Origin of the sequence: Thalassotalea crassostreae, assembly GCF_001831495.1 — a bacterium.
Lineage (GTDB): Bacteria > Pseudomonadota > Gammaproteobacteria > Enterobacterales > Alteromonadaceae > Thalassotalea_A > Thalassotalea_A crassostreae.
Genome location: NZ_CP017689.1, coordinates 938,274 through 954,505 on the forward strand (window position 1 = coordinate 938,274; position 16,232 = coordinate 954,505).

General features: G+C 37.8%; 12 protein-coding genes and 1 other RNA gene. 9 read left to right on the plus strand and 4 right to left on the minus strand.

Going from position 1 to position 16,232, the window contains the following annotated elements; genetic code table 11:
- Positions 1–159 precede the first annotated feature (159 nt).
- The gene (locus LT090_RS04185) at positions 160–576 is read left to right on the plus strand and encodes a hypothetical protein (protein WP_068546051.1); all 417 of its coding nucleotides are present in this window, start codon (positions 160–162) and stop codon (positions 574–576) included.
- A 443-nt stretch (positions 577–1,019) separates the two neighbouring features.
- Here the strand turns inward: LT090_RS04185 and ssrA are convergent.
- Positions 1,020–1,370: a transfer-messenger RNA gene (ssrA, locus tag LT090_RS04190) on the minus strand.
- A 203-nt stretch (positions 1,371–1,573) separates the two neighbouring features.
- Here ssrA and LT090_RS04195 point away from each other — a divergent pair.
- The 4 genes from LT090_RS04195 (at position 1,574) to LT090_RS04210 (ending at position 7,145) form a co-directional block, all read left to right on the plus strand.
- Positions 1,574–2,050 (plus strand): hotdog fold domain-containing protein, encoded by a 477-nt coding sequence (locus tag LT090_RS04195; RefSeq protein WP_068546050.1) that lies wholly within the window; start codon positions 1,574–1,576, stop codon positions 2,048–2,050.
- 228 nt (positions 2,051–2,278) lie between these two features.
- A complete protein-coding gene (locus LT090_RS04200; RefSeq protein ID WP_082897131.1) occupies positions 2,279–3,652 on the plus strand; it encodes a DUF1800 domain-containing protein in 1,374 nt (457 codons plus the stop codon).
- A 16-nt stretch (positions 3,653–3,668) separates the two neighbouring features.
- A complete protein-coding gene (locus LT090_RS04205; RefSeq protein ID WP_068546049.1) occupies positions 3,669–4,817 on the plus strand; it encodes a DUF1501 domain-containing protein in 1,149 nt (382 codons plus the stop codon).
- Between the two features lie 144 nt (positions 4,818–4,961).
- Positions 4,962–7,145, plus strand: a complete 2,184-nt coding sequence (locus tag LT090_RS04210) for a multiheme c-type cytochrome (protein WP_226996523.1) — start codon at positions 4,962–4,964, stop codon at positions 7,143–7,145.
- 121 nt (positions 7,146–7,266) lie between these two features.
- On the opposite strand, the gene LT090_RS04215 is transcribed toward LT090_RS04210, so the two are convergent.
- Positions 7,267–7,983, minus strand: coding sequence for a TIGR01621 family pseudouridine synthase (locus LT090_RS04215; RefSeq protein WP_082897130.1), 717 nt, complete (start codon positions 7,981–7,983; stop codon positions 7,267–7,269).
- Between the two features lie 24 nt (positions 7,984–8,007).
- Positions 8,008–9,366: a Na+/H+ antiporter NhaC family protein gene (locus LT090_RS04220; RefSeq protein WP_068546048.1), complete on the minus strand. Its 1,359-nt coding sequence runs from the start codon at positions 9,364–9,366 to the stop codon at positions 8,008–8,010.
- A 284-nt stretch (positions 9,367–9,650) separates the two neighbouring features.
- Between LT090_RS04220 and gshA the strand changes: the two genes are divergently transcribed.
- On the plus strand, positions 9,651–11,219 hold the full coding sequence (gene gshA, locus LT090_RS04225; protein ID WP_068546047.1) for a glutamate--cysteine ligase: 1,569 nt from the start codon (positions 9,651–9,653) through the stop codon (positions 11,217–11,219).
- Positions 11,220–11,582: 363 nt separating this feature from the next.
- Here gshA and norR read toward each other — a convergent pair whose 3' ends face one another.
- Positions 11,583–13,184: a nitric oxide reductase transcriptional regulator NorR gene (norR, locus tag LT090_RS04230; protein WP_068546046.1), complete on the minus strand. Its 1,602-nt coding sequence runs from the start codon at positions 13,182–13,184 to the stop codon at positions 11,583–11,585.
- Between the two features lie 233 nt (positions 13,185–13,417).
- Between norR and LT090_RS04235 the strand changes: the two genes are divergently transcribed.
- Genes LT090_RS04235 through hmpA form a run of 3 tightly spaced genes read left to right on the plus strand, consistent with a single transcriptional unit; the run spans position 13,418 to position 16,142 of the window.
- The gene (locus LT090_RS04235; protein WP_068546045.1) at positions 13,418–13,690 is read left to right on the plus strand and encodes a hypothetical protein; all 273 of its coding nucleotides are present in this window, start codon (positions 13,418–13,420) and stop codon (positions 13,688–13,690) included.
- Positions 13,691–14,920 (plus strand): NnrS family protein, encoded by a 1,230-nt coding sequence (locus LT090_RS04240; RefSeq protein ID WP_082897129.1) that lies wholly within the window; start codon positions 13,691–13,693, stop codon positions 14,918–14,920.
- Between the two features lie 40 nt (positions 14,921–14,960).
- Entirely contained in the window at positions 14,961–16,142 is a 1,182-nt protein-coding gene (gene hmpA, locus LT090_RS04245; protein WP_068546044.1) for an NO-inducible flavohemoprotein, read from the plus strand.
- Positions 16,143–16,232 lie beyond the last annotated feature (90 nt).

Here is a 16,232-nt window from a genome sequence, read left to right on the forward strand (position 1 = left end):
CACATAAGTACAGCTATCTCTAAAAATAGTACCTTAGAAATAAGCTACTTTAGTATGCTTGTTTTAAGTCAAACTATTCGAAATAAAACGTTGTAAATCTTAGTGATTAAAGTATGTTAACAAGTTGTTATCTTACAATTTTACAAGGAAATATTGCTAATGAATAAAAATCTCATAGCTGCCGCTCTTATTCCATTTATTCTAACTTTGACAGGGTGCGGTGGCAGTGATTCTGAATCAGATCCATTTGAAATGCTAAGTGGTAGTTGGCAAAAGATGTCAGGTGACTCTCTGACAGAACATTATCTGTATATAGATGATGTCGGTAATAAAACATTTTTGGCTTACGATATTTATGGTGGTGGGTGCTATACGAAATCTGAGGGAATTTACCCTTTTACAAGACATGTTGAAGGTAATAGATTTGTTGCCTATGGTATAAGTGGTAATGACTCTAATATTTATTACACTGTAAGTGATGATGGCAATTACTTAGATAAAGGGCCAAAGTTTCCTATCACATATTTAAAGTCTTATTTGACTATTACTTATTTCGATAATCTCTTGTGTGAATAAAATTTAATTATGGCTACTAAATTGCTGTAATTAAACAAGACACTTTTGTGTGACGGTTCGCTAGGTTTGGGTACTGGGTACTAGGTAGTAGATTCCTTTAGAATTAAAAGATAATATCCTCTAACTAAAGCGTAGTTATAGGACTAGTAGTCAATAACCTAAACTACCCGTAGTTATTAGAGCCGTTAATCGCTAGTATTAATAGTTAACGGTAAGCTTAACTAAGGGCAATCAGATCTACTTGTCGTTGCTTTTCTCTTCTTTAGCTTCATCAGAATTTAATGCTTTAGATACTGAAGTTCTTCCTTTGCCAACAGCTTGGCAAATATCTTTGACAGAGTAGCCTTGGCGTCTCATTTTTATTGCGTTTAAATAGCCACCCACTGTAACCTCAAATTTCAGACATAAAAAAAGACGCTTTAGAGCGTCTTTTTTTATGGAGTTGGTGGAGCGGGGGAGATTTGAACTCCCGTCCGAAAAACCTACATCCTCGGTACTACATGCTTAGTCGCTTATTTATTTAACCAGTCAGACGCCAAGCGACAGGCTTCGTTCTGGTGAGTCTGATACTGTTTCGCGGTTCACCGTCAGACACAGTTCCCTCGCTAACCTATTTGGGGTGACCATCGATCCTCTAAACAACAGGTAAATTTACGAGGGGATGGCTAGCCTTAAGCGGCTAGTGCGAACGTTTCGTCGTTAGCAATTATAGTTTTGCGGCTTTTTACCAGGCCAACCGCCCCTGGGCATGCACCTTGGGTTTCGTGAATCCCGTCGAATCCTAGATCCGCCCCAAGTGTCTTAAGGTTAACGAAATCGCTTAAGACAGGTTATTGTATCGCGTATTATCTAAATAAACAACGCGATTGTTTTGTGTACAGTTACGGTATTATTGTTGCTCATTTTGTTTTACAAGTTGCAAATGCTCAACAAGGGGTTATAGTGAATACCATAACTGATTAGACCACTTGGTTAAGAAAGAGTTCAGAGGATAAGTATGGCGACGCCAAATATTTTAGATGTTTATAATAAATGGAATAAATTTTCTTTCGGTAAACGATTGTTTTCTTGGTTTTTTTCTAAATGGGCACCTTATTTTCAGACAATCAAACCATTGATACTTGAGCTGAGACCTGGGTACTGTGAAGTATTAATTAAAAAGAGAAAAATTGTACAAAACCACATTGGTACCGTTCATGTTATTGCCATTTGTAATGGCTTAGAGATGGCAATGGGGGCTGTATCAGAAGCAACGATTCCTAAGCATTTACGCTGGATACCAAAAGGAATGGAGCTTGAATATACTGCAAAAGCCGGCTCAGATATTCGTTGTGTGGCTGACATAGATGGTAAAGAGTGGTTAGAAGGTGACTTTCTCGTACCAGTGACGGCTTATGATGAAAATGATGTTGTTGTGGTGAAAGGAACAATAAAACTTTGGGTTAGTTTAAAACCTAAAAAAGAGAGTACTTAACGGCTTTATCTTGTGAACAGTGATAATTCCAATCTAAGGGTGATTCTTTTCACCCTTTCTTATACCCCAAATAAAATTAGTTTTCTCTAATAAAAACAGGACTTAAATTAGAAAAACCTCAAATTTAAAGCAATGTAAAGTTATGTAAAAATTATGGTTAAATGCTTAATAGCTGTTAAATTTTATTATGTATAAAAATCATTGAACATTGGTTACAGGCATATATATATGAGTACAACTACGTCAATAGAAAAAGCTGCTATCGCGGCGAATCGCTTTGGTTTAGGGGCAAGAGGGAATGAATTGTCTCAAGCTCAGAGTGACCCAAAAACATGGCTTATTAATCAGTTACAACCAATCAAATTTTCAGCTGATTTACCTTCTAGTGGCGAATTGATGTCTGGCTTTTACGATATTAAACAGCAAGAAAGAATGTTGAAAAAGAGCAATGAAAATGAAGAGAAGTCTGACGAAATTAAAGCCATAAATAAGATGCGCGGAAAGCATATTAAAAATGCGTACTCGACTGCAGTAACCGATACCTTTGTTCAGGCGCTTAACTCTTCTAATAGTTTATCATGGCGTTTATTAGATTTTTATTCAAATCACTTTAGTGTAACCACTCAAGGTGCTGCAATGGGAATACTTGCGGCAACACTAGAACGCGAGGCCATTGCTCCTCATATACATGGCTCTTTTGAAAACTTATTGCTTGCAGTTACATCGCACCCAGCAATGCTGATGTATTTAAATAATGAACGTTCGTTTGGTGCAAATTCTAGATTTGGTAAGAAAAAAGGCGCCGGTTTAAATGAAAACTTGGCGCGAGAAATACTCGAGCTTCATACACTTGGAGTGGATGGGGGATATCAGCAGCAAGACGTTATTGAACTTGCGAAAGGGATTACCGGTTGGAGCATTGGCACTGAGAAAAAAGATGGTGCCAATGGATTTAAGTTCAGACATTTTGGTAAAGAGCCAGGTACTCGAGTGTTACTTGGCAAGGTATATAAGCAAAAAGGCATTAAGCAAGGCATCGCTATGTTGCAAGATTTGGCTAATCACCCAAATACCGCCAATCATGTATGTAGCAAATTAGTTAAACATTTTATTAGTGATAAACCAAATGAAAAGCTTGTTGCTGCTATGGTTGAAACCTGGAAGAAAACAGGTGGTAATTTAAAACAAGTTGCCATTACTATGATAAATAACGATCTAGCGTGGCAGCCAGAGATGGCAAAATATAAAACACCTCGTGAATATTTAATGTCTTCGCTTAGAGCATTAAATTTTAAGAAAGTGGATAGTAAAAAACTAATTTTCACGTTAACTAGTTTAGGGCAACAACCTTTTAAAGCAGGCTCTCCCAAAGGTTATAGCGATGAACAACAAGATTGGGATGGTAGTAACGCTCTAATTTCTAGAATAGATTGGACATCAATGTTAGCGCAACAAGTGCGCAATGCAAATGCTGAAAATATTATGAATAGAACCCTAGCTTTAAATACTGGTGCACATACATATAAAAGCGTGATTCGGGCAGAAAGCCGAACACAAGCATTGATGTTGTTTTTTATGAGCCCAGAATTTTTGCGCCGCTAAGGTAGAGGAAGTAATTATGCAAAGACGTGATTTTGTTAAAATGATGGCTGCCTCACTGGTGGTAATGAATACTCCAGCTATCGCTGCTTTAAACACCAAAACAGGTAAACGTAAAAAGCTGATTTGGGTGGTTCTGCGTGGCGCGATGGATTCATTGCATACCATTATCCCTAAAACAGATAGTGACTATAAAACCTTACGTCCAAAATTATCGAAAAATATATTAACTGATGCGCTGCATTTAAACGACGATTTTGCCTTTCATCCAGAATTAAAACACTTCTATCAACTATATAAGTCTAAGCAATTATCACCAATCATCAGTGTTGGCACAGGTTACCCAAAACGCTCACATTTTGACGGTCAGGACTTTTTAGAAAGTGGTTTAACTACAATGGATCACGATACCGGCTGGTTAGGTCGTGCGTTGAATAATTTTAAAGCGCAGCCCGACTCGAATGCTATTGCGATAGCGAATTCAGTACCGATTAGTTTAAGAGAAACAGATAAAGTGAGTACTTGGTTTCCAACTAAGCTGAAAGATGCAGACGAGAGTATCTATGACGCATTATTGAATTTATATCAAGATGATGAGTTATTGCTATCTCGTTTAGAAGAGGGGATCTCAACTCAAGATATGGTTGGTAAAAAATCATCAGTTAAAAAAGGTTCGTTTATTGAACTTGCGCAATCTTGTGGACGTTTTCTAAAAGGTAATACAGGCACTGATTGTGCCATGCTGGAGGTTGGTGGTTGGGACACTCATAACAATCAACTCTATAGATTAAAAAGGCAATTGCAGCAGCTAGACCAAGGTATTCAGGCATTGCAAAAAGAATTAGGTGATGACTGGGACAATACCGCCGTTGTTATTGCTTCTGAATTTGGCCGAACGGCTAAGGAAAATGGTACGGGTGGCACCGATCATGGTACTGGTGGTGCAATGTTTGTTCTAGGAGGAGCAGTTTCGGGTGGTGAAGTACTTGGGGAATGGCCAGGTTTGGCAGAAGAGCAGTTATTCAAAGGAAGAGACTTGCAACCAACGACTAGCACCTTTTCATGGATTGGTGCAGTTTTACAACAGCATTGGCAGCTATCGAATCAACAAGTAGAAGCGATATTTCCTGGTAATGCACCCTATAAACACACTATGATTAACAGCTAATTGGATTCATTATAAAGCACATTACTTTGGTAATGTGCTTTACATTGTCTTTAGTTAGATTAAACTAATTCTAAATATGATCGGTGCATTCCGATTTATACCTAACCAATTTCGCCATTTTAATTACTATAAGAATTCAACGTTTTGCTTTCATTTTTATCAAAATCTTCTTTGCTATTAACTAGCTTTTTCCTCGTTATCACAAGCGCTAACGCGAATACCAATGTTGCGAATCAATCGGATTCTAACCCACAACAATGCGTTAGCTGTCATACACATCAAGTGTCTAGTTGGGAAAAATCTGATCATGCTAAAGCGATGGCTATTGCAACTAAAGGTACTGTATTAGCGGACTTTAATAACACTACAGCGAAACATTATGGGCAAACTGCGAAATATTATAAAAAGCAAGAACAGTTTTGGGTAGATATCGCATACGATAACAAAGTAGAAAGCTTGCAAATTAAGTACACATTTGGACATTATCCATTACAGCAGTATTTAGTAGAGACAGAGCCTGGACGCATACAAGTATTACCATTTGCGTGGGATAGTAGAAGTAAAGCCGAAGGCGGTCAACGTTGGTATCACAATTACCAGCATGAAGAAATTAAACAAGCAGATCGATTGCACTGGCGACAACCGTTGCAAAACTGGAACGGTATGTGTGCCGATTGCCATTCGGATGGTTTAGTTCGCAACTATGACGCAGAGAAAAACCAATTTGATTCTAGTTACGACAACATAAACGTTGGCTGTGTTTCTTGTCATGGAGACAAAAGTGAACACGCAAAATCAGGTAAGTCTGAAGGCTCTACTCAATATAATGCAAAAGGTGGCTGGCAACGTTTAGTTGGTCAAGACACTGCATCATGGCATGGTGAAAAACGCGATAATAGCTTTATGGAAGGTTGTTTTTCTTGTCATTCTTTACGTGCACCATTAACTGATGGCATTAAACCAGACACTGCGTTTTTAGATCAGTTTACGCCGCAGTTATTAATGTCACCGTTATACCATGTTGATGGTCAGATCAAAGAGGAAGTGTATGTTTACGGTTCTTTTTTACAATCTAAAATGTATGCTGCAGGCGTGAATTGTATCGACTGTCATGACAGCCATACGATGAAAATAAAAGTGCAAGGTAATGGTCTTTGTTTACAATGTCATGCCAGTGAAGTTTTTGATCAACCTAAACATCACAACCATAAAAAGAACAGCGAAGGCAGTCAATGTGTGAACTGTCATATGACTGAGAATCGTTATATGGGAGTTGATGATAGACGTGATCATAGTTTCAAAATACCTCGTCCAGATTTATCCGAAAAATTTGATTCGCCAAATGCTTGTACCACTTGTCATGAAGATAAAAATAACCAATGGGCTCTAGAGTTAGTTAAAAAGTGGTATGTAACACCGCGAAAAGATTCGTTTAATCAACAGAATTTTTGGGCATTAAAGTCTGGACAGCAATTATCATTACAACAACATTTAAATATCGTTGCCGATGAAAGTTTAGATATTGCCTCTCGAGCGACAGCTTTGCAGATGTTAGCCCAATCAACTCAACAAATTAACGCTGCAGATATAAAGGTTTACCTTGAGCATGAAAATGAACTGCTTAGATTGTCTGCGGCTACTGTGGCGCAATTAATTGTTCCGTTTGAGCGAGTGCAAGCCCTTGCTAAATTGCTGGTCGATGAGCGTAAAGCAATTCGTGTTGCAGCAGCTCGCTCAATGCTTGACGTATATATACCTGAAGTTAACAAAAAAAGTTTTGATGCTGCTAAAGCAGAGATGATGGTGGCAAGCACTCAGACATTATGGCGAGGAGAAGGGCGTCTTAATCATGCGATGACTGCAATGGCCACGGGCGATCAAGTAGGTACTGAAAAAGCCTTTAAAGGCGCAATTAAAGTTGACCCTTATTTTGATGTAGCCTATTCAAACTTAGCTGAATATTACCGCTCTGTTGGTAAAGATAGTTCAGTTGTAAGTGTTTATAACAAAGGTTTAAAAATGGTGCCGACGTCAGCAACGTTGCGTTATGGATATGGTTTACATTTAATTCGTCAAAAGCAAATAGATAAAGCAATTGAACAGTTTGAAAAGGCAGTTGAATTAGCTCCTACCGATCCGCAATACCCGTATATTCATGCGTTAGCCTATGATGGTAAAGGCGAGACGAATAAAGCATTGTCACTATTGCAAGGGTATGTCGACAGTTATGCTCAAAATCAGCAATTGGTTGAGCTTGGGTTATCTCTTGCGCAAAAAGCACAAAACAGAGCAGCCTTTAATTTCTTTATGTCTAAACGCAATCAGTAGTTAACAGATAGGTTTGTTGGCCGTTATCAATAGTGAATAATATACTGCAGAATTAGCGTTTTTCGAATGTGGTTTTATCTCAATAGTTAGGTATAAAACTTTAGGTATATAACTTTAGCTATCAAACTTTAGGCCAGGGTAACGTCCCTGGCTTTTTTATGGTGGCAATAATATTTTGACAGTTCTCTTGTAAAAATAGTTCGCCGCTATCTGGTGTTTGAATAAACTCGAATGCTTGGTTGTTTAAATTAAAATACAACGCATAGGCGTGCAAATAACCTCTATCATCTAATTTTTGTTGAGCTGTATTGTAGATATCATCGCCTGCAATTGCGCTGCCTATTGAGTTTAGTGCAACTCTTAACTGATGAGTCTTGCCGGTAAGTGGCCTTAATAAAAATAAGCGCAATCCAGTTTCAATTGAATAGGAGAAAAACTGAGTGACAGCAGGGTTGTTCATTGTTCGCAATAGTTTAAAACTACTACGACGGCTTTTTTCCATATCGCCCTTGATCCAACCTTGTTTTTTCTTGGGCTTAAACCGACTAATCGCTATGTAATACTTTTGTATTTCATGCTGTTCAAACATTTGACCAAATTTTGCAGCTGTTTCTTTGTTTTTCGCAAATAATATCAAACCTGAGGTCATTTTATCTAGGCGATGAACAGGGTATAGCTCGCTAAACTGATTCTTAACTTGATTAAACAATCCCTTACCGGGATTGTCTTCATCGTGAAAATTAATATTTGCGGGTTTATTTACCACAACAAAATCATCGTTGTGGTAAATAATATTGAAAGGCTGCAGGCTTTGTTCAGTATGTTGCATTGTTTGCATGGCTTTTATTATTAAAGCGCTTTACTAGTGCAATGCGCCGACAATAATGAATCCTATGATAGTTAAGGCACCGCCGAATAATGTATACGGTAGTTGCGTTTTAACGTGTTCTATATGGTCACAGCCACTAGCGATAGAAGCGACAACCGTCGAGTCTGATATAGGCGATGCATGATCACCAAAGATACCACCGCTTAATACTGCTGCAACTAAAAACGACACTGGCAAACCAGTGGTCAAGGCAATCGGGACAGCGATAGGGATCAATAAAGCAAACGTTCCCCAAGACGTACCAGTTGAAAACGCCATAATACCGGCCACAATAAAGATCAGTGGAGCTAATAATAGCAATGGAAACTCTGGACTTATTAACTGGCTAACATACACACCCGTACCTAACGCCTTAACTGCATCTCCAAAAGCGAATGATAGGATTAAAATACTTACCGCAGGCACCATGTTCATAATGCCTTTAACAAAGCCTGATTTGAGATCGTTAAACGATAATAATTTATAACCCCCAATAAATATGAGAAGTAGGGTTAATGAGCTTATTACTGCCACAAGCACCGATAGTGAGCCAGAGCCACGGCGAATATCACCATCGCCTGTTATCCAAAGCATGAGAAAAGTAATCACCATTAAACTAAGCATAGGTAACCACATAACGCGAGCTTTTGCTGGCTTGATTGTCACTGCATCTTTATGAGTACCAGAATATGTTTCGCTACGAGCCATAGGGCCATAAACTTTACCAGAATAAGCGGTGTAATAAGCAAGTAATACGGCAATGATTGCGTAGAAGTTATAAGCTAAAGTGCCTAACAATACTGACAATGGATCTTCAAGATTATAACCACCTAATAAACCTAATAAATAGGCACCCCAGCCATTAATTAAAAATAGAACACTAATAGGAGAACAGGTTGAGTCAAGTAAGTAAGCGAGCTTTGCTCGGCTTATGCCGTGTTGGTCAAACAACTTTTGCGAGGCCATACCACCGGTAAACATACTCAAATTGGTGTCGGTAAAAATGCTAGTGCCAACAATTGTTGGTAATAAACTTGCTTGTCGTCGGGTCTTAACCAATGACAAACTTGCTAGGTTATCGATAAAGCCTTGGACAGCACCAGAGCGATTCATTAATTCGACTAGAGCGCCAATTAATAAACTAAATACAATAATTTGGATATTACCGGTCGACATAAATACTTCGGCAATTCCTGATGCAGTGCCGACAACAGAGTCAACAGGCGCAAACTGGTGTACTAAAAGGTATGATATAAATACACCACTAAACAGTGCAAGTAGCGCGTTTTTTCGCCAAATTGCGATTATAATCGCAATGATTGGAGGCAATAACGTAAGTGAATTATCTAACATAATAGTTTCATCAAGGGTATTTACTATACTGTACTAGTCTATGAAAACATGTACAAAGTAAAATTTGTGAAATTCTACAAATTAAATGTAAAAAATTTAGATCTGATAAAGATTAAGTGAATAAAGTAGAAAGCAACGATTGTTTTTTTTTAATATTGCTAATTTATTGATCTTTTTTGAAAAAACTTACAGGTAAGCATTGAAAATCGAATAACTTACCACATAATAAAATAAACACTTTTGAATGCACTTTGAATAATCAAGGTAGCAACTATGGAGCAATTTTGGCTTTTTCTATCCTTGAACTAAGTGAAACATTTAAACAGCAGCACCTTTCTACATTAAAAGGCATTCGTCGTGGTATAGAAAGAGAAACGCTTCGAATTAAAGACAATGGTCGATTGTCTACACAACCTCATAATAAAGAGCTCGGCTCAGCGTTAACGCACGAATATATTACAACTGACTATTCGGAGTCGCTTCTTGAGTTCATTACGCCAGCAACAATTTCAATTGACCAATCGTTATCGCAACTAAAGGATGTGCAGAAGTTTGCTTTAGATAGAATTAATGGTGATAATTATTGGCCAATGAGTATGCCATGTGTGGTTAGCGACCAAGACGAGGTTCAGTTAGCACAATATGGCAGCTCAAACATTGGTAAGATGAAAACTGTTTATCGCCAAGGATTGAAGAATCGTTACGGCAGCTTGATGCAAATAATCGCAGGTATTCATTTTAATTTTTCTTTTCCGGCTGAATTTTTTCAAGCATTAAAGGAAGTCTCAGGTAGTGATAAATCCCTACAACACTTCACCTCTGAAAAATATTTTTCGTTGATCCGTAATTACAAGCGACTTTCTTGGTTAATTCCTTATTTATATGGCAGTTCGCCAGCCTTGTGTCCGACATTTTTACAGGGCCAAAAACACAATTTACCGTTTAAGAAAGCACCGACAGGCTGCTTATACTTAGAGCATGCAACATCACTGCGAATGAGCGATCTTGGTTATACCAACTCAGAACAATCAAGTCTTAATATTTGTTACAACAGTGTTGAAAGTTATGTTGAAGCAGTGCAAGAAGCGATCACACTTCCTTCTGCTGAGTTTGCTCGTATCGGTGTTAAAGTTGATGGTGAATACCAACAACTTAACAGCAATATTTTACAAATCGAAAATGAATTATATTCACCTATTAGACCTAAACGAGTGGCAAAATCTGGTCAAAAACCATCTGAAGCGCTAAGTGAAGGTGGCGTAGAGTATATTGAAGTTCGAGCGATGGACGTTAACCCGTTTGTCAGTACAGGTATTAGCAAACAGCAAATGCTGTTTTTAGATATTTTATTAACTTATTGTGCGTTAGAACAAAGCCCGGAATTCACTAAAGAAGAGCACTCAGAATGTAATGACAATACCAATAAAGTTATTCTAGAAGGACGAAAGCCTGGTTTAGAGCTGCACCAGAAAGGTGCTGCAATAACGCTTCGACAGTTAGGTAATGATATCTTTGACAAATTTACTCACGTTGCTGAATTACTCGATTTAGCAAACGATAGTAATGAATACAGCCAAGCGTTAAGCATAGAGAGAGCAAAAATTAATGACGTTACCTTAACGCCGTCTGCTCGTATTCTAGATGAATTACTTGTAGGAAAAAAGGGAATTGTCACCTGGGCATTAGAGTATGCTAAGCAATTTAATGAAGAGTTAGACGCTCATCAGTATCAGGAATTTGATGAACAACAGCTGGTATTGATGGCCACCGAATCTTTAGAAAAACAAAAAGTGATTGAGCAAGGAGATGCTTTGTCGTTTGATCAATTCCTTGAAAATTATTTTGCAAAATAAATTATAAAAAAATGAACTAAATCGACTTTCTTTGTTCTTACATTATGCAAGATATTTTATTTCCTTATTTATAGCGCGCTCATTGAGCGCGTTTTTTTTATATTTAGGGATATAAATATGTCGCTATTGAGGTCATGATGTTGAATGACTAAAAAATAATTTTTTGCTCTCCGCTCCAGTTTTATAGGGGGAAATTGCCGGTTCGATAAAAATAATAAATAATTTTAAATTTTTTTGAACCTTTTGGATTTCCCCGCGTCTTATATATTGAAAGCAATTTTTCCCTGGACTGCTTTTATTTTATTAATAGCGCGTACCTGAAGTAACGCGCTTTTTTTTGTCTAAAATTTGATGACAGACACTCTAACGAACTAGCTTAATTATTTGTATGTTTAAGCGTTTCGCTATTCTATTTAAATTTGCTCTATCGGTAGATAATTTTCGAGCTGCTGCCGCCCAATTTCCATCTTCCTGCTTTAATACCTTAGTTATCAATTGACGTTGAAAGTCTTCTGTAGCGCCGCGAAGACTAACTAGTGTTTGCTCTGATCCCGTTAGTGCTTCTGTGGTAACGCTTTCGTTTTCGCCGGTTACTGATATAGTTGCTGAATTAGTTACTTGCTCGTTATCAAGAACCCCACAATCTTGAATTTCTATATTTACTATGTCTTTGTCACGTTGTCTGGCACTAGCTTTTAATGCCGCTCTACTTATTACGTGTTCTAGCTCTCGAACATTACCTGGCCACTGATACTCGGTTAGATAGTTTGCAGCAGTGGCTGCTAGTTTCAATTGCGCTATGCCAAGTTTTCGTCGATTGTTTTCAATAAAATAACCGCTCAATAACTCAATATCGCCATCTCTGGCGCGCAAAGGTTCAACGGTAACTGGATATACACTTAAGCGATGGTATAAGTCAGCACGAAAACGTCCTTGCTCTACTTCTAACTTTAAATTTCTGTTGGTCGCTGCAAAGATCCTCACATCAACACTTTCAACTTGATCTTGACCAACAGGCTGAATTTCATTTTCTTGAATCGCTCGCAATATTTTACTTTGCGCGGCTAAAGGAAGTTCACCAATTTCATCTAAAAATAAAGTACCGCCATTGGCAATTAAAAATTTACCGGCACGGTTTTTGTCAGCTCCAGTAAACGCACCTTTGACGTGACCAAATAATTCACTTTCAATCAAGTTTTCTGGTAACGCAGCACAGTTCACATACACCAAAGGCTCATTAGAGCGGTTTGAATATTGGTGTAAGGTACGGGCAACAAGCTCTTTACCAACACCGGTTTCACCGTAAATTAAAATATTGAAATCTGATGGCGCAACGATTTTTAATTCATTTTGCAGTTTGACCATACTGTTGCTTTGACCGATGATTTCACCACCATCACGCTTCAATGCTTCTTGGGTAAGTTCATTAACGATGCTTTGATTATGCCTAGCCTTACTTTCAAGTTGCTCAAGCATTAAAGCGGTGTTTAATGTTGTGGCCGCGATGGATGTAATCACTTCCAAAGTTCTTGTTGGAATATCGTCAAAGACATGAGGTATCAAACTGTCGATAGTGAGCAGTCCTAAAAGCTTGTCATTAAAATATAGTGGAAATCCCATACAAGCGTGTACGGGCAAGTCACCTTCACGATCGGAAAGTAGACCATCGTATGGATCGGGTAATTTACTATCGGCAGAGAATCTGACAGGTTCTTTAGACTGACACAGCACTTCAAAACGCGGGTGTTCATTAATAATAAAGCGTCTACCTAATGTGTCTTTACTTAATCCTTGTTGAGCGAGCGGTTTAAGCATGTCCTTATGAAAGGATAAAAGGGCAACTGCATCACAATTAATCGTTTTTCTTACCGTATCGAGTAAGCGATCAAAGCGATCATCGGAGCTTAGGCTATTGGTTAGATCAATGGCTAACTGTAATAAAGCATTTGAGGTTATTTCATTCATTGCAAGCTCCTTGGTGAGTGTAAATGATACCTTGTAGTCATTTTGACATCAATAGGGTGTAGTCATAATGACTCTGTATTTTTATTTTAAACAATAAGATTTTTAAAAGTTGATATATAACAGTGGGTTATGGCTTTTTAAAAAGTTGGCATCGTGATTGCAATATACAGAAGTATTAGAAGCCGTATTAAAAAATACATAAGCAAATTAATACTTAAACATTGGAACTCAATATGTACGCTCAATTTTCAATCGCTGATCAACTACCAGAAATCGACAATGCTGTTAATTTTCAAAAGTGTTTAATCGTTGGTAATTTGATGATGATTTCTTCGCTAATGATTGTCGCATTTTGTATCGCAATAACATTTGGCTTTGAAGAAAGCTTTAGTATTGGTGCTCAAGTATCTGCTCATATAGCAACGATAGTTTTTGCAGGTTTATTGAAAATTGGCTATGTATTACGTTGTGTTGCTCTTCATGCGTTTGGCGCGAAGGTATTTTAAATGATTTCAATTAATGATCCTGAAATTGAACTGCTACAAATCGATGGTAATAGTCAGCATTCAACTTTCACTCGATTAACTCAACATCCTTTATTTGACTTGCCTTTTCGCTCGTTCTTTTTATGTGCAGTATTTGCTTCAATTAGTTCAATGGCTTTATGGTCTGCATACTTAAGTGGTCACTTTATCCTTTCTACGCAAGGGCTTTCAGCGACCGTTTGGCATGTTCATGAAATGCTGTTTGCTTTTGCTGCTACTGTTGCCGTGGGATTTATATTAACAGCAGTTCAAACATGGACCGGATTAAAAAGTATCAAAGGCTTACCTGTTATTGGTTTATTAGCTTTATGGTGTGCAGTACGTTTTTGTTTATTAATAAATACAAGTGAATCAGTTTATTTAGCGATGCTATTTCAAGCTGTTTGGTGGTTATCGGTGATCGTCATTTTTAGTCGTTTGGTGCTAAAAAGTAGAAACTACAGAAACTATCTATTTATTCCAATGCTAACTATTTTGATGCTATTGAACATTGGCATCATTACTTTGGATTTGATTGGTAATAGTGACTTAGCATTGCACTTTGCAAGAACTACTGTGCTTATGTTTGGGCTAATGATGGGGGTAATGGGCGGACGAGTCATTCCTTTTTTCACTTCATCTGGCGCTCGAGTTGGAAAAATTGATACGCCTAAGTTTATTTTACCCTTACTCTTAGTAATGTCGATTTCAGGTATTGCTGTTTACTTCACCGGTAAATTCATCGACTTACCTTTTACGCCTGCGGCGCTGATGATAATTGCTGGCGTATTACACTTGATTCGCTTGTCTTTTTGGCGAACGACTGAGACGCTTCGAGTGCCATTATTATGGTCTCTACACTTATCTTATGCCTGTTTAGGGTTAGGGCTGATATTACTTGGTATGAGTTATATGCAACCTTACATCCTATTTGCTGATGCACTGCATTTCATTACTATAGGGGCAATGGCGTTAATGATATTTTCAATGATGAGCAGAGTTTCTCTAGGTCATACTGGGCGAGCATTACAAACCAAGAAAGCGGTAGCGATAAGTTTTGTTTTAATGTTTTTAGCAGCTATTATACGAGTTTTCTTTCCCTTGATTCACGAGTTTCAACTTGCATGGCACTTGAGTGCCGTATTATGGATTGCAGTTGGAGCAATATTTCTAAAAGTTTATAGCCCGATTTTATCCAAAGCTAAAAACTAATTTATTCATTCTACTTATTAACATATCCTCAGGAGCATTCATGTTAACCGATTCACATATAGACATTGTAAAGAGTACAATCCCTTTATTAGAAAATGCAGGTCCTGCACTGACAGAGCATTTTTATAAGAGAATGTTTTCTCATAATCCAGAGCTGCAAGATATTTTCAATATGTCTAATCAGCACACTGGTCGTCAACAAGTTGCATTATTTGAAGCAATCGCAGCTTATGCTAAAAACATTGATAATTTGTCTGCGTTAACGTCTGCTGTTGAGCGAATAGCGCAAAAACATAGTAGCTTTAATATTCAAGCTAAACATTATGAAATAGTAGGCATGCACTTAATTGAAACATTAAGAGAGTTAGCGCCTGATGCATTTACAACTGATGTCGAGGATGCATGGACTCAAGCCTATTTATTTTTAGCAAAAATCTTTATCTCAAGAGAAAGTGAATTATATAAACTTCGTGAAACTAGTTTTGGTGGCTGGGCTGGCGCTCGAAAATTTACTGTTGTTGAAACTAAACAAGAATCGGAGTTAGTTAAAAGTGTGGTATTTGCTCCGGTAGATGGCCAAGCTGTTATTGATTATGCTCCTGGCCAATATCTAGGTGTTGAAGTAACGCCTAAAGGCTCTAAATATAAGGAAATTCGTCAATACTCATTATCAGCAGCGGCAAACGGTAAAACCTATCGCATATCAGTGAAGCGTGAAGTAAATGAAGTGCCGGGTATTGTTTCTAACTTTATTCACAATCATTTAAATGTTGGAGATGAAGTAAATTTATATGCTCCTGCAGGTGATTTCTACTTTGTCGATCGTGATGCTCCTGTTGTTTTACTATCTGCAGGTGTAGGCATTACACCAATGCAATCCATTATAGAAACGTTAGCTGCTCGTGATTATATAAAACCGGTGTATTTTTTACATGCATGCGAGAATTCACAACAGCATTCATTTGCAACGCGAGTGGAAGAATTGACAACTAACAGACCTTGGCAGAGGTTTACTTGGTATCGCAATGAAACAAGCGAAAATGAAAATATTGGTCACGGTATGATGAATTTAGCACCTCTTGAACTACCTCTTGCTGATGGTGATTTCTATTTATGTGGTCCTATCGCATTTATGCAGTTTGCGAAACAACAGTTGCTTGATTTAGGGGTAGCTGAAAGTAGAGTTCACTATGAAGTGTTCGGACCTCATGCGTCTCTTTAAGGATTAAGTAAAAAATATATTGGTCCATTTGAGCCAGAGTCTTACGATTCTGGTTTTTATGTTTTATATAGTCATTATTTCGACCTAATT